We start from the raw sequence: 17118 nt of genomic DNA, 5'->3' as shown, positions 1-17118 counted from the left end.
CTACACTTCCGCTTATACCCCCCTCCATCGCGAGACCGCCTCATGCAGCGTCTGCAGGCCGTGCTCCTCCTGTGTCTGGCCTGCTGCTGGCCAGGGCTGGCCACCGCCCTCACGCTCTCGCCCGAGGAACGGGCCTGGCTGGCCGAACATCCGGAGCTCCGCCTGGGCATCGGCACCTCCTGGCCGCCCTTCGAATTCCGCGACGCCCAGGGCCATTACCAGGGACTGGCCGCCAACTACATCGCCCTGCTGCAAGAGCGCCTGCGGGTCAGCATGACGCCTGCGGAGCCAAGGAGCCGGGCACAGGTCCTCGAGCAGGCCCGGGCTGGCCGGCTCGACCTGCTGCCCGGCATCATGGCCACTCCGGAACGCCAGGAATACCTGACGTTCACCCGTCCCTACCTGGATTTCCCGATCATCATCCTGGCGCGCAAGAACGGGCCGCTGCCGAAACGGATCGACGAGCTCTACGGGCTCAAGGTCGCGGTGGTGGATCACTACGCCCCCCACGAGCTGCTGGTCGCCCGACACCCGGACCTCACCCTGCTGCCGCTGCCGTCGGTCGCCGCTGCCCTGCAGGCGCTGGCCACCGGCCAGGCCGACGCGTTCGTCGGCGACTTCGCCTCCAGCGTGTGGAACCTGCGCCAGCTCAAGCTCAGCGGCCTGGAGATCAGCGGCGAGACGCCCTACCGCTACCAACTGGCGATGGCCGTGCCGCGCGGCGAGCCGATCCTCGCCGGGATCATCGACAAGGTGTTCGCCGACCTCCGCGCCGAGGAAATCGATCGGCTCCAGGCGCCCTGGGTCGGCGGCCTGCTCGACCGGCGGCCGGCCTGGGGCGCGCTGGCCCGCTACGGCATTCCTGTCGCCCTGCTGATCCTGGTTTCGGTCGCCGTGCTGCTGGCCATGAACCGCCGCCTGCGCCGCGAGATAAGCCGGCGCCGCCAGCTGGAACAGGACCTGCGCGACAGCGAGGAGCACTACCGCGGCCTGGTGGAGAGCCTGAACGCCATCGCCTGGGAGATGCGCCTGACGGAAAACCGCTTCACCTATGTCTCGCCACATGCCGAGCGCCTGCTCGGCTATCCCCTGGCCGAGTGGCTGGAGCCAGGCTTCTGGCAACGCACCCTGCACCCCGACGACGCCGAACACGCCATCGACTACTGCCTGAGCGAAAGCCAGGCCGGCCGCGACCACAGTTTCGACTACCGGATGCTCGCCGCCGACGGCCGGGTGGTGTGGATCCGCGACCTGGTCACACTGATCGGGCAGGGCCAGGAGCTGCTCCTGCGCGGCCTGATGATCGACATCACCGAGACCAAGCACACCGAACAGGCCCTGCGCCTGTCCGAGCAGAAATTCGCCTCGGTGTTCCACCACTGCCCGGACATGGTGGTGCTGGCCAACGGCGCCGATGGCCGCTTCCTCGCGGTGAACAGCACCTTCGAGCAGCAGATCGGCATCGCCGCCACGGAGGCTCTCGGCAAGACCGCCACCGAACTGGGCATCTGGGGCGCCCCCGGGCTCGGCCCGCAGGTACTGGAAAAACTCGCCCAGGGCAACCTCGCCAACCTCGAGGTACCGCTGCGGCGCCGTGACGGCGATACCTTCAGTGCCCTGCTCAGCGCCCAGCACGTGACCCTCGACCAGCGCCCGGCGCTGGTGGTGGTGATCCGCGACATCACCCGCCTGCTGGAGACCCAGGAGCTGCTGCGGATCTCCGAGGAAAAATTCGCCAACGCCTTTCACGCCTCGCCCGACGGTCTGCTGATCAGCCGCCTGGAGGACGGCACGCTGATCGACGTCAACGAAGGCTTCAGCCGCCTCACCGGCTACCGCCGCGACGAAGTCACTTCGCGCTCGACCCTCGAACTCGGCCTGTGGGTCGACCCCGAGGACCGCAAGCGCCTGATGTCGCTGGTGCGCCACCATACCCTGACCCAGGGTTTCACCGCCCCCGTGCGGATCCGCAACGGCAGCGTCCGCCAATGCGAAATGTCCGCCCACCAGATCAGCATCGGCGGCGAGGACTGCGTGCTGACCATCGCCCGCGACGTCACCGAGCGCCAGCTCATGGAGGAAAAGCTGCAGCAGGCCGCCACCGTCTTCGAAAGCACCGCCGAAGGGGTGATGATTACCGATACCCGCCAGCGCATCACCGCGGTCAACCGCGCCTTCAGCGAGATCACCGGCTACAGCGAGCAGGAAGCCCTCGGCCAGTCGCCGCGCCTGCTCTCCTCCGGGCAGCACGACCGTGCCTTCTACCTGGCCATGTGGAACCAGTTGGAACGCGAGGGCCATTGGCAGGGCGAGATCTGGAACCGGCGCAAGACCGGCGAGCTGTATCCCGAGTGGCTGACCATCAGCGCGGTGCACAATCCGCAGGGCGAGATCACCCATTTCGTCGGGGTCTTCGCCGATATCTCCACCCTCAAGTACGCCCAGGCGCGGCTCGACTACCAGGCCCACCACGACCCGCTCACCGGCCTGCCCAACCGCCTGCTGTTCGAGCACCGCCTTGACCACGCCCTCGACGAGGCGCGCGAGGAAAGCCGTCCCGGTGCCGTGCTGTTCATCGATCTGGACCGCTTCAAGCACATCAACGACAGCCTCGGCCACCCCACCGGCGACCTGCTGCTCAAGGCCATCGCCGAGCGCCTGCGCGACCAGTTGCGCGATGTCGATACCGTAGCCCGGCTGGGCGGCGACGAATTCATCATCCTGCTCCCCGGCCTGCACCAGGAAAGCGATGCCGAGCATGTCGCACGCAAGCTGCTGAACGCTTTCACCGCGCCATTCCAGGCCGATGGCCATGAGTTCTTCGTCAGCGCCAGCATCGGCATCGCCCTGTTCCCCAAGGACGGCGACGACGCGCCGACCCTGGTGAAGAACGCCGACGCCGCCATGTACCGCGCCAAGTCCCGCGGGCGCAGCCGCATCGAGTACTACACCCGCGAGCTGACCTTCCTGGCCACCGAACGCATGGCCCTGGAAACCGAACTGCGTCGCGCCCTCGAACGCGACGAACTGCTGCTCTACTACCAGCCCAAGCTGAGCCTGGAAAGCGGCCTGCTGGTCGGCGCCGAAGCGCTGGTGCGCTGGCACCACCCCTTGTTCGGGGAAATTTCCCCGGAACGCTTCATCCCCCTCGCCGAGGATTGCGGACTGATCCTGCCCCTCGGCGACTGGGTGCTGGAACATGCCTGCCAGCAGATGGGCGACTGGCAGAAGCTTCACGCACCGTTCGGCCCGCTGTCGGTAAACCTCGCCGGCGCCCAGCTCGGCCAGCCGCAACTGATCGAGCGCCTCCGCCAGTTGCTGGCACAGTCCGGCCTGGAGCCCTCGCGGCTGCAACTGGAGATCACCGAAAGCTTCATCATGAACCAGACCGAGGAAGCCCTCGGCGTGCTCCGCGGCCTCAAGGATCTCGGCGTACAACTGGCGATCGACGACTTCGGCACCGGCTACTCCTCGCTCAGCTACCTCAAGCGCCTGCCGCTGGATATCCTGAAGATCGACAAGTCGTTCATCCGCGGCCTTCCCGACGACCCCCACGACGCCGCCATCACCCGCGCCATCATCGCCCTCGGCCGCAGCATGCAGCTCACGGTGATCGCCGAAGGGGTGGAAACCGAGGGCCAGCAGAGCTTCCTCACCCACGAAGGCTGCGAGCAGATCCAGGGCTTCGTCCTCAGTCCGCCGCTGCCCGCCGAGCTGTTCGCCAGCAAATTCCTCAAACCGCGCCAGCCGATTGGCGCTCCCCGCGAAGCGCCGGTATAATCCGCCGACCTTCTGGGGGCCTATAGCTCAGTCGGTTAGAGCAGAGGACTCATAATCCTTTGGTCCACGGTTCGAGTCCGTGTGGGCCCACCACCTTCAAAGCCGCGCACTGCGCGGCTTCAAGCTTTTTGGTCTATCCCGGACCGAGTTGTCCTCCAGCGACTAGCTGTCTCCCCTCACCGCGTTTTCGAGCTTGGTCAGCTCACGATCCTTCGAATGCGTTAGCCAAACGTCTGCATGAACGGAACGGTACATTGCCTGGTTGCCGCGACCACATGCGGGGCCTGCTCGCACAGCTCAGCTGAGCGGGCCAACACCCGCTCCAGTGTTTGCAACTGCTCGCAGGTCACTTCTTTTGGCCGAGCTACATCGCAGACCTGGACGAACTCCAGCAGCCCCTGCCGCGAGGTAAAGAGGGACTTGTTGCCTACGAGATCCAGTGCCAGTACATCTTCCGGGATATAAGCCGTGGTGTTGACGATGTCGTAGGCCGGTGCCAGGCGCAATTCGCAGCTGCGCTGGCGGCAGGTTTCCGGCACCGGCCGATAGGTCTCTACGGTTGCACCGGCAAGCCGTGCTCTAGGTCACAGGCTTCGGTGTCAATCGCCCCCCGCTGCGCGATCAATTGCAGGATGTCGGCGGCAGCATCGCAAGTTTCGGCGAAGGCGAACTGGCGCTGGCGGAGCGGAATCCGATGGACATGGCGGCCCTGCTCGCAGCCTGGCCGTGGGAAGGCGCGCTTATCAGGAAACTTCCGAAGTGCGGACGATATCGACTCCATCGCCAACGCGGTAACTTCGAAGTACCTAAACCTTCATGAAACTGCAACTTCCAACTCTACCGACAGCTCTGGAAGTACATCCTCAGTATTTTCCAAGCCCCTAGCCAAAGTCTGGATCGTTTCGTCACAGGAAACGCTGTAGCACCTATTCCAGAGCGCTTCGAACAATCGATAAAAATAAAATCCAAATAATCAGACACAGTTCAAAAACAACTAGAACAGATAGTTTCTCCACCTTTCCCAACATGCTCCCCTCGCCTTGACTCGTTCGACGCAACGGGTCGTCCGCGCGTATTCCCGGCACTGCCCGAGGCGCATTCCCTGTTCGACGTGATACCCGGCGCCCCATAACAATCCGCGCGCCTTTCGCGGGCCAACAGCGCCAGAAGTGAGCCTGTCCACCACTGCATATCCCTCACGGCAAGGAGAGAACATGAGTCGCTCACCCACGACACGCCAACGTGCGCTACTGGCCGGCGTCTGCCTGGCGGGCGCGCTGTCCGCCCAGGCGGCCACCCAGGAAGAGATCCTCGACGCGGCGCTGGTCAGCGGAGACTCCTCGCAATTGACCGACAGCCACCTGGTCGCCCTGCGCCTGCAACGGCAGATCGAAGGCATTCGCCAGAGCCGCACGCAACTGCTCGACGGTCTCTACCAGGACCTCAGCCAGGCCTACGATCCCGGTGCTTCCAGCCAGTGGATCGTGCCGGCCAACCCGGACAGCACGCTGCCCTTCCTGGTCGGCGACAAGGAACGCGTGCTGGCCAGCCTGAGCCTGGAAGCAGGCGGTCGCGGCCTGGCCTACGGGAGCAACGTACTCACGCAACTGGGCGGGACCAATGCCGCCCATGCGCCGCTACTGAAACGGGCGGTGCAGTGGCTGGTGAATGGCAATCCGGACGTGGCCACGGCCCCGGAATTCAAGATCAGCGTGGTCGGGGTGGACAAGACCTCCACCCTCAACGGCCTGAAGAGCGCCGGCCTGCAACCGGCGGACGCCGCCTGCAACGCGCTGACCGATGCCAGCTGCGCCAGCTCCAGCAAGCTGCTGGTGCTCGGCAACGGTGCCAGCGCCGGCAACCTGAGCAGCACAGTGCGCGCACGCCTACAGGCCGGCCTGCCGATCCTCTTCGTGCATACCAGCGGCTGGGGCCAGAACGCCACCGGCCAGCAGATCCTCGCCGGACTGGGCTTGCAGGAAGGCCCTTACGGCGGCAACTACTGGGACAATGACAAGGTGCCAGGTAGCCGGACCCGGGCACGCTCGGTTGAGCTGGCCAGCGCCTACGGCCAGGACCCGGCGCTGCTGCAGCAGATCGTCGACGGCAGCTGGCGCACGGACTACGACTGGTCGAAGTGCACGACCTTCGTCGGCCGCACCAGCTGCGACGACGTGCCGGGGCTGAACGACTTCAGCAAGCGCGTGGACGTGTTGAAAGGCGCCTTCGACAGCTACAACCAGAAGGCCCAGAACCTCTTCGCCGTGCCCGGCACCACCTCGCTGCGGCTCTGGCTGCTGTGGGCCGACGCGGTGCGGCAGAACGTCCGCTACCCCATGGACAAGGCTGCCGACGCGGCGCGCTTCCAGGAAGCCTTCGTCGCCGACGCCATCGTCGGCTACGTGCGCGAGGCCGGCGCGGCGCAGAAGGAGCTGGGCAGCTACGCCGGCCAGCGCCAGCAGTCGATGCCGGTATCGAGCAGCGAAGAAACCCTGACCCTTACCCTGCCGTCGGCCCAGGGTTCCACCGCCATCGGACGCATGGCGGCACCGGGCAAGCGCCTGAGCATCCGCGTCGAGGATGCCGGCCAGGCCAGCCTGGCGGTCGGCCTGAACACCCAGCGCACCGGTTCCACACGACTGTGGAACAGCCGCCAGTACGACCGCCCGCGCTTCCTCAAGAGCCCGGACATCAAGCTCCCGACGAGCCAGCCGGTGGTCCTGGTGTCGCCCTATGGCGGCCTGCTGCAACTGGTCTACAGCGGCGCCACGCCGGGGCAGACGGTGACCGTCAAGGTATCCGGCGCGGCCAGCCAGCCATTCCTCGACATCAAGCCGGGCGAGGACAACAGCCAGGCCATCGCCGACTTCATCCAGGCGCTGGATGCCGACCAGGCCGACTGGCTCGAGATCCGCAGCGGCTCGGTGGAGGTCCACGCCAAGGTGGAGAAGGTCCGCGGCTCGATCGACAACGACTACGGCGGCGATATCCAGCGCTTCATCCGCGAGCTGAACGAGGTGTTCATCGACGACGCCTACACCCTGGCCGGCTTCGCCATTCCCAACCAGGCGAAGACTCCGGCAATCCAGCAGGAATGCGCGGCGCGCGGCTGGGATTGCGACAGCGAGGCCCTGCACAAGCTGCCTGGCACCCAGCACATCAACGTCGACCAGTACGCCCAGTGCGGCGGCGGTTGCAGCGGCAACCCCTACGACCAGACCTGGGGCCTGAACCCGCGCGGCTGGGGCGAAAGCCACGAACTGGGGCACAACCTGCAGGTGAACCGGTTGAAGGTCTATGGCGGCCGCTCGGGCGAGGTGTCGAACCAGATATTCCCGCTGCACAAGGATTGGCGGGTGCTCCGCGAGTTCGGGCAGAACCTGGAGGATACCCGGGTCAACTACCGCAACGCCTACAACCTGATCGTCGCCGGGCGCGCCGAGGCGGACCCGCTGGAAGGCGTGTACAAGCGCCTGTGGAACGACCCGGGTACCTACTCGCTGAACGGCGAGCGAATGGCCTTCTATACCCAGTGGGTGCACTACTGGGCCGACCTGAAGAACGATCCGCTGCAGGGTTGGGATATCTGGACCCTGCTCTACCTGCACCAGCGCCAGGTGGACAAGGCCAACTGGGACGCCAGCAGGGCCGCCCTCGGCTACGGCACCTATGCGCAGCGCCCGGGCAACAGCGGCGATGCCAGCAGCACCGACGGCAACGACAACCTGCTGGTCGGCCTGTCCTGGCTGACCCAGCGCGACCAGCGCCCGACCTTCGCGCTCTGGGGCATCCGCACCTCGGCGGCGGCCCAGGCACAGGTGGCGGCCTATGGCTTCACCGAGCAGCCGGCGTTCTTCTATGCCAACAACCGAACCAACGAGCACGCCACGGTGAAACGCCTGGACATGAGCCAGGGCTCGCCGGCGTGGCCGTTTCCCTGAGCCGTAGATAAAGGGGGGCTGGCGCGGCGCGGTGGAGCTGGCTCCGTGCCAGGCCTCGCGCCGCTTTCTTCCTTAAGGGAGAGGGGTTCGGCCGTGCCCGCGAGCAATGCCGTGCCTCAGGTATACAAGACCGAAATCCCATTCCCACCCTACCTGCCCTCCACCTGCGCAATAATGAGCCCCTTTCCACCAGCAAGGACCGCTCATGACCGACCGCCTCCCCTGCCGCGCCTGCGGCCACCTCATCCTCCCGGTCACGGCGGCGAGGAACGACGGACTGTGCATGCCCTGCCAGGGCGGCTATCGGCAGAACATCGAGGACGGCAAGCGCTTCCACGAGCAACGCCGACGTTACCTGGAGAGCCCCCGGGCGCTGTACTGGAGCGCGCTGGTGACGCGCGTCCACGACGACGGCGCGGGATTCGCCGGGCTTTCGCCGGCCGAACAGACCTACTTCGCGGTAAGCGTACTCAGCGGCGAAGTGCACAACGGCGGCTTCGACCAGTACTTCGGCAATTCCTCCGGCGACCAGTACCCGGCGGCGTGCGCCGGCCTGCGGGAGTTACAGGCAGAGGAGGCGCTGGCCCTGCTGGAGCGGGCCGCCACGCTGCTGTTCGGCAACGGGCCGGTGCCAGGCTCCCAGGCCGAACGCCAGCTGCGCATGCCGACCTGGGCCGAGGATCCCGACCGCGACTGCGAAGCCGCCCTGGATGCGCTGGACACGCGCTTCTACGCCCTGGCCGACGCGCTTGACGAACGCCTGCTGGCCCATGCCCGCCGTCATGCGTTGTTCGCCCAGGACGAAACCGATGAAGCCTGAGTTGGATGCCCTCGAAGCCTGGCTCGGACGCCCGTTGCCGGCCGCTTTCGTCGCCGCTCTGGAGCAGCACGGCGGTCGTCTCGTCGAGCCGGGCCTGCTGCTCTATGCCGCCGACGAGTTGCTGGAACGCAACCGGACCTTCGAGACCGATCTCTATTGCCCCGGCTACCTGGCCATCGGCGACGACAGCGGCGGCCGCGCCGTGATGATGGCGCTGGACGACCACCGGCAGGCGCTGTTCCTGGTCGATCAGGGCGCGCTGACGCCGGACTGCTTCGAACCCCTGGCACCCAGCCTGGCGGCCTGGCTGGAAGCCGGGCCCTGTCTGCCCGAATGACGGAGAAACGCTCATGATTCCTTTCGGCCTCAGCCCCGAACAATTCCGCGAGCGCTACCGTCGCGACCTGCAGCGCGCCGCGCCGGGCGTGATCCAGCGCCTGCGCGAACTGCTCCACCAAACGCTCGAGGAAGGGGTGCGCGACGGCGAGGTCCAGCTGTTCCTCGGCGAGGACGGCCGCGACACACCGGACGCTTGGTTGTACCTGCGCGGCGCCAGCAACCGGGTGGATGCCAGCGACCCGCGTCTGTTTCCCGGCAAGGCGCTGGACCTGGCGCTCGACCTGGGACCGCTTGCCGATTTCGACGAGGCCTATTTCGCCGCCGGCTTCGGCGGCGTCGACCTGCTCGCCGATACGGCGAAAACCTGGTTCGCCGAGTGCTGGTGGAAGGCCGGCGGCTGGGCCTGGCCGGTCCCGCTGTGGCTGCATGTGCATGACGGCTTCGGCGACGGCCGCGCCATCGCCCTCACCGAACACTGCTGAGCAGGAGACCGCGCATGGAACTGATCCGCAACCTGGACGAGGCGAACATGGGCGAAGTGTACTGGCGCCTGTACCGGCGCTATATCAGCCTGTTCATCGAGAACGAGGCCGACGACGCCTACGCCTGGCGCTGCGCCCGCGCCCTCGACGAACTGGACGACGCCGTGGTCGAGCGGCTTTGTGCCGCCAGCCTGCGCTACCGCGCCGCGCGCCTGGAGCGGCTGGGCGAGCCTGCGGAGGAAGTCGCGCCGGCGCGCGCGGTGCTGGCACGGGTCGAGCCGGGCGAGCTGATCGTACCCGACCCGGAACACGGCGACGAACCGGTGATCCACCTGTCGCTGAACTGCGAATGGGATCGCGAACACGGCATGGAATGGATCGTCAGGGGCGGCGAGGTGCTCTATGTCGGCCCCTTCCACGGCGAAGACCCGTGGCGGGACTTCACCGCGAAGGAGCCATGGAACTACGCCTGAGCAGGAGCCTCAACGCTTGGCGATGATGTACACCGCGTGAACGATGCCCGGGATGTAGCCGAGCAGGGTGAGCAGGATGTTCAGCCAGAAGGCGCCGCCGAAGCCGACTTGCAGGAATACGCCCAGCGGCGGCAGGAGGATGGCGATGAGGATGCGGATCAGGTCCATGCACGGAACTCCTTGGTCCAGGGATCGATACGATATCCGGCGTATGAGCCGGCGTTCTTTCGCGTCACCCTATGACTGACTCCCGACGATCGCGCAGGGTTCAACCGCAACGGCACTCGCCGTTCGCCGCGCGCGGCAGTACGCTTGCGCCTACGCTCATGCGAGCGGTCGTCCCGCAAGGAATCTTCATGTCCGACCTGTCCCCGCGCCCCGCCTTCTGGCCGTACCTGCCGGGCTACGCCCTGCTGCTGCTCTCGGTGCTGCTCTGCGCCAGCGGCAGCTACCGTTTCGTCACGCCGCTGCCGCTGGCCGACGGTGCCGACCTGGTCTACCTCAGCCAGGGCCTGGCCCTTCTGCCACTGGGCACCGGGCTGGTGGGCCTGCTCGCCGGCTTTCTCCTGCACGTGCGCGGGCGCTGGCTCGGCGCCCTGCTGAGCCTGCTGCCGACGGCGCTGATCTGCGCCTGGAACCTGTACAACTACGCGGCGCACGGCGACGAGGCCCTGTCGCCGAGCTTCGCCCGATACGCCCAGGCATTGCTCGGCACGCTGTTGCTCGGCGGCGTGCTGGGCCTGATCGACCTGCTCCACCGCAGACCCTCGGCGTTGCTGCGCCGGGGCCTGCTGGTGCTCGGCTGGCTGGCGCTGGCGGGCTGGCTGGCGCTGCTGTTCTACCTGCAGCGCCTGTACGGTCTCACTTTTTGAACTGGTCGTAGGCTTCCAGCGCGCGCAGCGAATAGACGTAGGCGGCGCCAGCATTCAGGGAGATGGCGGTGGCCAGGGTCTGGGCGATTTCCGCCTCGCTGGCGCCGGCCTTCAGCGCGGCCTCGGTGTGTACGCCGATGCAACCGTCGCAACGGGTGGTGATGGCCACGGCGATGGAAATCAGTTCGCGGGTCTTGGCGTCCAGCGCACCCTCGGCGCTGGCTTCCTCCAGCGCGCCGTAGGCGGCGAGCATCTTCGGGTGTTGCTTGCCCAGGGCACCGAAGGCTTTTTTCACGGCGGGGACGAACTCGGTCCAGTTGTTCAGCATGGTGATATTCTCCGTGGCTTTCGCGCCGGGAGTGGCGCGTCGGGTTACCAGTCTCGACCAGTCTGGCCCGCGGCGCCTGCCCATGCGTCTCTACTTTCGACCTGATCGGCTCATCCCATGGACCCACTCGACCGGCTCATCCAGCTCGCCAACCTGCAGGGCCGTCTCGACCAGCGCTGCCAGCTGCAAGGCAGCTGGGCGCTGGAGCATCCGCAGGCGGTGCCCGGCGAGGCGACCTTCCATATCGTCATGGCCGGCACCTGCCACTGCGAATTCCTCGACGGCAGTCGCCTCGACCTGCACCCCGGCGACCTGATCCTGTTGCCGCGCGGCACCCCGCACCTGCTGCGCAGCGACAGCCCGGCGCACCCCTGCGAACCCACGGTCGAGCGCCAGGGCAGCATTCCGCTGTACCAGTTGAACGGCCCCGGCGAAGCCCTCGACATGCTCTGCGGCAGCTACCGCTATCACGCCGGTGCCAGCCTGTTCGGCGCTCTTCCCGAGCGCCTGCTGGTGCACATGGACGAATCGACCCAGCAGCCCCTGCGCGCGCTGATCGCCCTGATGCGCCAGGAGGCCGAGAGCACCCGCAGCGGCGCCCGCTCGATCATCGACGCGCTGGCCACCGCGCTGTTCGCCCTGACCCTGCGCGCCTACCTGGATCGCCAGCCGCTCGGCGACGGCCTGTTCGGCCTGCTCGGCGATGCCCGTCTGGGAAGGGCCCTGCAGGTCATGCTGGAGTGTCCGGAGCAAGCCTGGACCGTGGAACGACTGGCGCAACAGGCGGCGATGTCGCGGGCCAGTTTCGTCCGCGCCTTCTCCGCCCTGGCCGGCACCTCGCCATGGAGCCTGCTGACCCGGATCCGCATGGAAAAGGCCCGCGGCCTGCTGCGACAGACACAGATGAGCCTGCTGGATATCGCCGCCGAGACCGGCTACCAGTCGGAGGCGGCGTTCTCGCGCAACTTCCGCCAGGCCTTCGGCGAATCGCCCGGCCGCTTCCGCCGCCAGGCCGACGCTTCTCGCTGAAAGCGCTACCGACGCATATTTACGCGAGCCGGCGCTATGCGATACGCATGATTTTCGCAACATCCTGTACGAAATCACGGACAGTCCGGCTACACTATGCTTTCCCGGCAAGGAGGCGCGGGGGTACTTGTCGCGGCACCCACTCTCCCGCTTTACCAGTACGCCCAGGAGGCAAACATGGAATGGTTTCTGAAATGCGTGAAGGAACACTACTTCGACTTCAACGGGCGTGCCCGTCGCAAGGAATACTGGATGTTCACCCTGGTGAACATCATCATCTCCGTCGCGCTGAGCGTCGTGCTCGGCCTGATCAGTGAAAAACTCCTGCCGATCGCCAACCTCTACTCGCTCGCCGTGCTGCTGCCGGCCCTGGGCGTGACTGCCCGCCGCCTGCACGACATCAACAAGAGCGGCTGGTGGATGCTGATCGCGCTGATCCCGATCGTCGGCCTGTACCTGATCTACCTGCTGGCCAAGGACAGCGACGCCGGCCAGAACCAGTACGGCCAGAACCCGAAAGGCATCGCCTGATTCCTTCCCGCCGGGCCGCACGGCCCGGCGTTCTCCCCTCCCGGTTTTCCTTCCCGCCCCTGCCCGGGGTTAGAATGCCTCGCTCCCACTCCGGCGCCCTGCGCCCACGCCCGCAGCGAGGTAGCCCATGCCCCACCCCATCGACGCACTGATTTCCGATTGCGACGGCGTCCTGGTCGACAGCGAGGTCATCGCCGAACGCGTGATGTACGAGGCGCTCAGCGCCTACGCGCCGCTGGACGAGTTGCAGCGCCTGCTGGAAGGCACCTTCGGCCTGACCAGCCGCGACATCCTCGATCGGGTCGAGAAGCACTTCGGCCTGCGCATCCCCGACAGCTTCAACCGCGAGGTGCGCCAGCGCAGCGAGGAGATGGTCGCCCAGGTCCAGCCCATCCCCGGCGCCCGCGACGCCCTGCTGGCCCTCGACCTGCCCGTCGCGGTGGCTTCCAACAGCCGCCGCCATAGCCTGGAGCGCTCGCTGGCGCGCGCCGGGCTCAGCGAACTGATCGGCGAGCGCCTGGCCAGCGCCGACATGGTCGCCCTGCCCAAGCCGGCGCCGGACGTCTACCTGTACGCCGCCAGCCTGCTCGGCGTCGCGCCCGAGCGCTGCCTGGTGGTGGAAGACAGCAGCACCGGCACCCGCGCCGCGCTCGCCGCGGGGATGCGGGTGATCGGCTTCGTCGGCGCCGGACACATTCCCGCCGGGCATGCCGATGTACTGCGCGAGCTGGGCGCCATCGCCATCGTCGAGCACATGCGCGAACTGCCGGAGACCGTGGCGCGCCTGCGCCGCGAGAGCCGTGTGGCGCTGGGAACGCCGTAACCGGGCGTCAGAGACTCTTCCAGGTCAGGTACACCCGCAAGTCGAACTCCAACTGGTGATAGTCCGGCAGCATGTACTGGCAGAGCTGGTAGAACGCCTTGTTGTGCTCGCTTTCCTTCAGGTGGGCGAGTTCGTGGACGACGATCATCCGCAGGAACTCCGGGGCGGCATCCTTGAACAGCGAGGCCACGCGGATTTCCTTCTTCGCCTTGAGCCTGCCGCCCTGCACCCGCGAGATCGCGGTGTGCAGGCCGAGGGCGCGCTGGACCACGTCGAGCTTGTTGTCGTAGAGCACCTTGTCCAGGCCCGGCGCATTGCGCAGGTGTTCCTGCTTGAGGTCCATGGTGAAGGCGTAGAGCGCCTTATCGCTCTGCACATCGTGACGCCCCGGGTAGCGCCGCTCGAGGTACTCGCCCAGGCGGTTCTCGGCGATCAGTTGGCGGACCTGGTCCTGCAGCGACGCGGGGTAGGCCTGGAGATACTTGAGCGGGGTCATGCGCGGGTCCGGCGGTTCGCGGAAAACGCCCAGTGTACCGCGTCGGGAGCTCCGGCGGCCGGCCGCCGCTTCGGGTAAGATGCGCGCCGTTTCCGATGAGCGGGGTGGGACAGTGGCAAGTACAGATGTGCTGATCGTTGGCGCCGGCGCGGCCGGGCTGATGTGCGCGATGACGGCGGCCGGACGCGGGCGCCGCGTGCGGGTGCTCGACCACGCCAACAAGGCCGGCAAGAAGATCCTCATGTCCGGCGGCGGGCGCTGCAATTTCACCAACCTGTACACCGAGCCGGCCAACTTCCTTTCGCGCAACCCGCACTTCTGCAAGTCGGCGCTGGCCCGCTACACCCAGTGGGACTTCATCGGCCTGGTGGCCAAGCACCAGGTGCCGTACCACGAGAAGAAACTCGGCCAGCTGTTTTGCGACAACAAGTCCAGCGACATCCTCGAGATGCTCCTGCGCGAATGCGCCGAGGCCGGCGCGGAAATCCTGCTGGACACCTCGATCGAGGAGATCGCCCGCGACGACGCCGGCTACCGCTTGCGTACCAGCGCCGGCGAGATGCGCTGCGAGTCGCTGGTGATCGCCAGCGGCGGCCTGTCGATCCCGACCCTCGGCGCCAGCGGTTTCGGCTACCAGGTGGCGCGCCAGTTCGGCCATGAGGTGCTGCCGACCCGCGCCGGGCTGGTGCCGTTCACCATCACCGACCAGTTGAAGGAGCTGTGCGCCGAGCTTTCCGGCACCTCGGTGGATTGCCGGGTGAGCTGCAACGGCCAGGCGTTCCGCGAGAACCTGCTGTTCACCCACCGCGGCCTCAGCGGCCCGGCGATGTTGCAGATTTCCTCCTACTGGCAACCGGGCGATACCCTGGAGATCGACCTGCTGCCGGACCACGACGCCGGCGAATGGCTGGCGCAGCAACAGCGCGAACGTCCCAACAGCGAGCTGAAGACTTTGCTCGCCGAGCTGTTCACCAAGAAGCTCGCCGGCCTGCTGGCCGACCGCTGGTTCGTCTCCAAGCCGATGAAGCAGTACACCCCGGCCGAGCTGGCGGGTATCGCCGGGCAACTTTCGGCCTGGCGGGTCACGCCCTCGGGCACCGAGGGCTACCGCACCGCCGAAGTGACCCTGGGCGGGGTGAGCACCGACGAAGTGTCGTCGAAGACCATGGAGTCGCAGCGCTCGCCGGGGCTGTATTTCGTCGGCGAAGTACTGGACGTCAGCGGCCACCTCGGTGGCTTCAACTTCCAGTGGGCCTGGGCCTCGGGCTACGCGGCGGGGCAGTACGCCTAGCGCGCCTCGGCCAGATAGGCCTCGGTGCGATAGGGCAGCGCTACCTGCTCCTTCCCCTTGAGCGCCGGGTGGCTGGCGACCAGCTCGCGCAATTGCGTCGCCACGGCGTTCTTTTCCGTCTCCGCCAAGGCGGCGATGAAGCTCACCGAAAGGAAGCGCGAGACGATCACCTGCTCCGGCGGGCCGACATGCTCATGGACGAAGGTGGACAGTCGCAGCGGTCCGAAGGGCGCCCGCTCGAACGGCCGACGCCAGTCGCCCTTGTAGAAGCGCGGCGCATCGCCTTCGTAGGGGGTGATGATGCGGGTGATCTCGGCGACCCAGTCCAGCGACTCGTCACGCACGTTCCACACCAGCCCCAGCCTGCCTTCCGCCGTCAGCACCCGGCGCATTTCCTCCAGCGCCTCTTCGCTGGCGAACCAGTGGAAGGCCTGCGCGCACACCAGGGCGTCGGCGAAGCCGTTGGCCAGCGGAATCGACTGGGCGCTACCGGCCAGCGCCCGGACCTGCGGCAAGGCTTCGGTGAGCTGGGCGCGCATCGCATCCACCGGCTCCACCGCGACCACCCGCGCGCCGGTATGGGCCAGCAGGCGGGTGAACTTGCCGGTGCCGGCGCCGAGGTCCACCGCGACGGTCTGCGGACGCAGGCCAAGGGCATCGCGCAGCCAGCCGGAGAGCGCTTCCGGGTACTCGGGCCGACCCTCGGCGTAACGCCGGGCCTCGGCGCTGAAACCTTGCTGGGCGGCGGTATGTACGGACGACATGGCAGGCCTCCTGGGCGGCAGGGAAAGCCCGGGTATAGCACAGCGGACTTTTCCCGAGGCATCCGACGAACGGCCACGCGCCTTGAGCGGCGTGGCTTGCAGCCATTGGTCAGGGGCTTCGGGCGGATCGCCGGGCAGGGGTTATTGTCGATCCGGAGCCCCGTCCGACGACCAGGGGGAAACGTTTCCGGCATGCGCCGGTGTCCCCCCGTCATAACAAGGAGTCAGCCATGAACAACGAAGTCAGCGCCATCCGCCAACTGATCGAGGACTGGCGAACCGCCGTGCGCGCCAGCGACGTGCCGCGCATCGTCTCGTACTACGCGGAGGACATCGTCGCCTTCGACGCCATCCTGCAATTGCAATTCAAGGGGCGCGACGCCTACCAGAAGCACTGGCAGGCCTGCACCGAGATGTGCAAGGGGCCGATGACCTTCGATATCGCCGAACTGCAGATCCATGCCGACCCGCAGGTCGCCTTCGCCCACTACCTCTGCCACTGCGGCGGCACCGGCCCGGACGGCCAGCCGCACTCCTCGTGGATGCGGGTCAGCGCCGGCTACCGCAAGCAGGATGGCCAGTGGAGGGTGGTCCACGAGCATTTCTCGGCGCCGTTCGACATGGACGGCAAGGCGCTGTTCGACCTGCAGCCTTGAATCAGCGTCGCGCGGCGGTCGCCGCCGGATCGACGCAGCGTTTCACCGCGCGCGGGCTGAGCAGCGAGCAAGGCTTGCCGGCCAGGTAGCTGCGGTAGACCTTCAGCAGCGTCGCCTGGCTGTAGCGGCAGCCCTTGCCGCTCCTGCGCAGGCAGGGGCTCGCGAATTCGAAGCGGCCGTGGACCGGCTCGGCCAGTTGGATGCGCAACGCCGGCCAGGTGGAGCGCGGCGGCGCCGGCGGGGTTTCCAGCCGGCGACCGTCGCGCACCACCAGTTCGCCGCCGGCCTCTGCATAGTCGAAGACGAACAGCAGGGTGCGCGAAGTCTTGGTCGTGCAGTCGCTGCGCGCCAGGCAGTCCTGCGGATCGGCGGGATCGCGCGCCACGCTCGGCGCCGGGGCTTCGACGGCATCGCGGGACGGCGCGTGCAGGCCGGCGCAACCGGCCAGCAGCAGGAAGGGCAGGAGCAGGATCCAGCGGCGCATGGGATTTTC

Annotated in this window: 17 protein-coding genes, 1 tRNA gene and 1 pseudogene; 13 read left to right on the top strand and 6 right to left on the bottom strand. The window is 67.2% G+C overall.

Annotated features, from left to right (window positions below; all coding sequences use genetic code 11):
- The first annotated feature begins 42 nt into the window (after positions 1-42).
- The gene (locus B7D75_RS02900; RefSeq protein WP_107113727.1) at positions 43-3780 is read left to right on the top strand and encodes a bifunctional diguanylate cyclase/phosphodiesterase; all 3738 of its coding nucleotides are present in this window, start codon (positions 43-45) and stop codon (positions 3778-3780) included.
- A gap of 16 nt (positions 3781-3796) precedes the next feature.
- A tRNA-Ile gene (locus tag B7D75_RS02895) sits at positions 3797-3873 on the top strand.
- Positions 3874-4001: 128 nt separating this feature from the next.
- Here B7D75_RS02895 and B7D75_RS02890 read toward each other — a convergent pair.
- A pseudogene (locus tag B7D75_RS02890) lies at positions 4002-4289 on the bottom strand (type II toxin-antitoxin system HipA family toxin); the annotation flags it as partial.
- A gap of 660 nt (positions 4290-4949) precedes the next feature.
- Here B7D75_RS02890 and B7D75_RS02875 point away from each other — a divergent pair.
- From B7D75_RS02875 to B7D75_RS02855, 5 genes are all read left to right on the top strand, one after another.
- Positions 4950-7721, top strand: coding sequence for an ImpA family metalloprotease (locus tag B7D75_RS02875; RefSeq protein ID WP_107113724.1), 2772 nt, complete (start codon positions 4950-4952; stop codon positions 7719-7721).
- Between the two features lie 205 nt (positions 7722-7926).
- Positions 7927-8541: a DMP19 family protein gene (locus B7D75_RS02870; RefSeq protein WP_058130091.1), complete on the top strand. Its 615-nt coding sequence runs from the start codon at positions 7927-7929 to the stop codon at positions 8539-8541.
- Entirely contained in the window at positions 8531-8878 is a 348-nt protein-coding gene (locus B7D75_RS02865; protein WP_043098936.1) for an SMI1/KNR4 family protein, read from the top strand. Before B7D75_RS02870 ends, B7D75_RS02865 begins: the two co-directional genes overlap by 11 nt.
- Before the next feature lie 13 nt (positions 8879-8891).
- The gene (locus B7D75_RS02860; protein WP_107113723.1) at positions 8892-9362 is read left to right on the top strand and encodes a hypothetical protein; all 471 of its coding nucleotides are present in this window, start codon (positions 8892-8894) and stop codon (positions 9360-9362) included.
- A gap of 14 nt (positions 9363-9376) precedes the next feature.
- Entirely contained in the window at positions 9377-9835 is a 459-nt protein-coding gene (locus tag B7D75_RS02855; RefSeq protein ID WP_012074116.1) for a DUF6985 domain-containing protein, read from the top strand.
- 9 nt (positions 9836-9844) lie between these two features.
- On the opposite strand, the gene B7D75_RS02850 is transcribed toward B7D75_RS02855, so the two are convergent.
- Positions 9845-10003 (bottom strand): YqaE/Pmp3 family membrane protein, encoded by a 159-nt coding sequence (locus tag B7D75_RS02850; RefSeq protein WP_003084988.1) that lies wholly within the window; start codon positions 10001-10003, stop codon positions 9845-9847.
- A 188-nt stretch (positions 10004-10191) separates the two neighbouring features.
- On the opposite strand from B7D75_RS02850, the gene B7D75_RS02845 reads away from it, so the two are divergent.
- Entirely contained in the window at positions 10192-10707 is a 516-nt protein-coding gene (locus B7D75_RS02845; protein WP_012074115.1) for a hypothetical protein, read from the top strand.
- Here the strand turns inward: B7D75_RS02845 and B7D75_RS02840 are convergent.
- Positions 10697-11035 carry a carboxymuconolactone decarboxylase family protein gene (locus tag B7D75_RS02840; protein WP_003084980.1) on the bottom strand — a complete coding sequence of 113 codons (339 nt, stop codon included), beginning with the start codon at positions 11033-11035 and terminating at the stop codon, positions 10697-10699. The genes B7D75_RS02845 and B7D75_RS02840 overlap by 11 nt on opposite strands.
- Positions 11036-11152: 117 nt before the next feature.
- On the opposite strand from B7D75_RS02840, the gene B7D75_RS02835 reads away from it, so the two are divergent.
- The 3 genes from B7D75_RS02835 to B7D75_RS02825 all read left to right on the top strand — a co-directional run bounded on the left by B7D75_RS02835 (position 11153) and on the right by B7D75_RS02825 (position 13418).
- A complete protein-coding gene (locus B7D75_RS02835; protein WP_053816591.1) occupies positions 11153-12064 on the top strand; it encodes a cupin domain-containing protein in 912 nt (303 codons plus the stop codon).
- A gap of 177 nt (positions 12065-12241) precedes the next feature.
- The gene (locus B7D75_RS02830) at positions 12242-12595 is read left to right on the top strand and encodes a DUF805 domain-containing protein (protein WP_003084974.1); all 354 of its coding nucleotides are present in this window, start codon (positions 12242-12244) and stop codon (positions 12593-12595) included.
- 127 nt (positions 12596-12722) lie between these two features.
- A complete protein-coding gene (locus B7D75_RS02825) occupies positions 12723-13418 on the top strand; it encodes an HAD family hydrolase (RefSeq protein ID WP_003155176.1) in 696 nt (231 codons plus the stop codon).
- Positions 13419-13425: 7 nt separating this feature from the next.
- On the opposite strand, the gene B7D75_RS02820 is transcribed toward B7D75_RS02825, so the two are convergent.
- Positions 13426-13914, bottom strand: coding sequence for a M48 metallopeptidase family protein (locus B7D75_RS02820; RefSeq protein ID WP_043098943.1), 489 nt, complete (start codon positions 13912-13914; stop codon positions 13426-13428).
- A 112-nt stretch (positions 13915-14026) separates the two neighbouring features.
- Here B7D75_RS02820 and B7D75_RS02815 point away from each other — a divergent pair, with 112 nt between their 5' ends.
- Complete coding sequence (locus B7D75_RS02815; RefSeq protein WP_043098944.1) at positions 14027-15205, top strand: BaiN/RdsA family NAD(P)/FAD-dependent oxidoreductase; 1179 nt, start codon at positions 14027-14029, stop codon at positions 15203-15205.
- Here the strand turns inward: B7D75_RS02815 and B7D75_RS02810 are convergent.
- Positions 15202-15969, bottom strand: coding sequence for a class I SAM-dependent methyltransferase (locus tag B7D75_RS02810; RefSeq protein ID WP_034079672.1), 768 nt, complete (start codon positions 15967-15969; stop codon positions 15202-15204). The two genes, B7D75_RS02815 and B7D75_RS02810, sit on opposite strands and share 4 nt — an antisense overlap.
- Positions 15970-16199: 230 nt before the next feature.
- On the opposite strand from B7D75_RS02810, the gene B7D75_RS02805 reads away from it, so the two are divergent.
- On the top strand, positions 16200-16625 hold the full coding sequence (locus B7D75_RS02805) for a YybH family protein (protein WP_043098946.1): 426 nt from the start codon (positions 16200-16202) through the stop codon (positions 16623-16625).
- Position 16626: 1 nt separating this feature from the next.
- On the opposite strand, the gene B7D75_RS02800 is transcribed toward B7D75_RS02805, so the two are convergent.
- A complete protein-coding gene (locus tag B7D75_RS02800; RefSeq protein ID WP_107113722.1) occupies positions 16627-17109 on the bottom strand; it encodes a hypothetical protein in 483 nt (160 codons plus the stop codon).
- Positions 17110-17118 lie beyond the last annotated feature (9 nt).

The organism is Pseudomonas paraeruginosa (assembly GCF_003025345.2).
GTDB lineage: Bacteria > Pseudomonadota > Gammaproteobacteria > Pseudomonadales > Pseudomonadaceae > Pseudomonas > Pseudomonas paraeruginosa.
This window is presented reverse-complemented; position numbering and strand designations above follow the sequence as displayed.

What these genes read in the sequence shown, in the direction of transcription:
- B7D75_RS02900 (WP_107113727.1), top strand. Translation starts at nt 43, where the DNA reads ATGCAGCGTCTGCAGGCCGTGCTCCTCCTGTGTCTGGCCTGCTGCTGG.
- B7D75_RS02870 (WP_058130091.1), top strand. Translation starts at nt 7,927, where the DNA reads ATGACCGACCGCCTCCCCTGCCGCGCCTGCGGCCACCTCATCCTCCCG.
- B7D75_RS02865 (WP_043098936.1), top strand. Translation starts at nt 8,531, where the DNA reads ATGAAGCCTGAGTTGGATGCCCTCGAAGCCTGGCTCGGACGCCCGTTG.
- B7D75_RS02860 (WP_107113723.1), top strand. Translation starts at nt 8,892, where the DNA reads ATGATTCCTTTCGGCCTCAGCCCCGAACAATTCCGCGAGCGCTACCGT.
- B7D75_RS02855 (WP_012074116.1), top strand. Translation starts at nt 9,377, where the DNA reads ATGGAACTGATCCGCAACCTGGACGAGGCGAACATGGGCGAAGTGTAC.
- B7D75_RS02850 (WP_003084988.1), bottom strand. Translation starts at nt 10,003, where the DNA reads ATGGACCTGATCCGCATCCTCATCGCCATCCTCCTGCCGCCGCTGGGC.
- B7D75_RS02845 (WP_012074115.1), top strand. Translation starts at nt 10,192, where the DNA reads ATGTCCGACCTGTCCCCGCGCCCCGCCTTCTGGCCGTACCTGCCGGGC.
- B7D75_RS02840 (WP_003084980.1), bottom strand. Translation starts at nt 11,035, where the DNA reads ATGCTGAACAACTGGACCGAGTTCGTCCCCGCCGTGAAAAAAGCCTTC.
- B7D75_RS02835 (WP_053816591.1), top strand. Translation starts at nt 11,153, where the DNA reads ATGGACCCACTCGACCGGCTCATCCAGCTCGCCAACCTGCAGGGCCGT.
- B7D75_RS02830 (WP_003084974.1), top strand. Translation starts at nt 12,242, where the DNA reads ATGGAATGGTTTCTGAAATGCGTGAAGGAACACTACTTCGACTTCAAC.
- B7D75_RS02825 (WP_003155176.1), top strand. Translation starts at nt 12,723, where the DNA reads ATGCCCCACCCCATCGACGCACTGATTTCCGATTGCGACGGCGTCCTG.
- B7D75_RS02820 (WP_043098943.1), bottom strand. Translation starts at nt 13,914, where the DNA reads ATGACCCCGCTCAAGTATCTCCAGGCCTACCCCGCGTCGCTGCAGGAC.
- B7D75_RS02810 (WP_034079672.1), bottom strand. Translation starts at nt 15,969, where the DNA reads ATGTCGTCCGTACATACCGCCGCCCAGCAAGGTTTCAGCGCCGAGGCC.
- B7D75_RS02805 (WP_043098946.1), top strand. Translation starts at nt 16,200, where the DNA reads ATGAACAACGAAGTCAGCGCCATCCGCCAACTGATCGAGGACTGGCGA.
- B7D75_RS02800 (WP_107113722.1), bottom strand. Translation starts at nt 17,109, where the DNA reads ATGCGCCGCTGGATCCTGCTCCTGCCCTTCCTGCTGCTGGCCGGTTGC.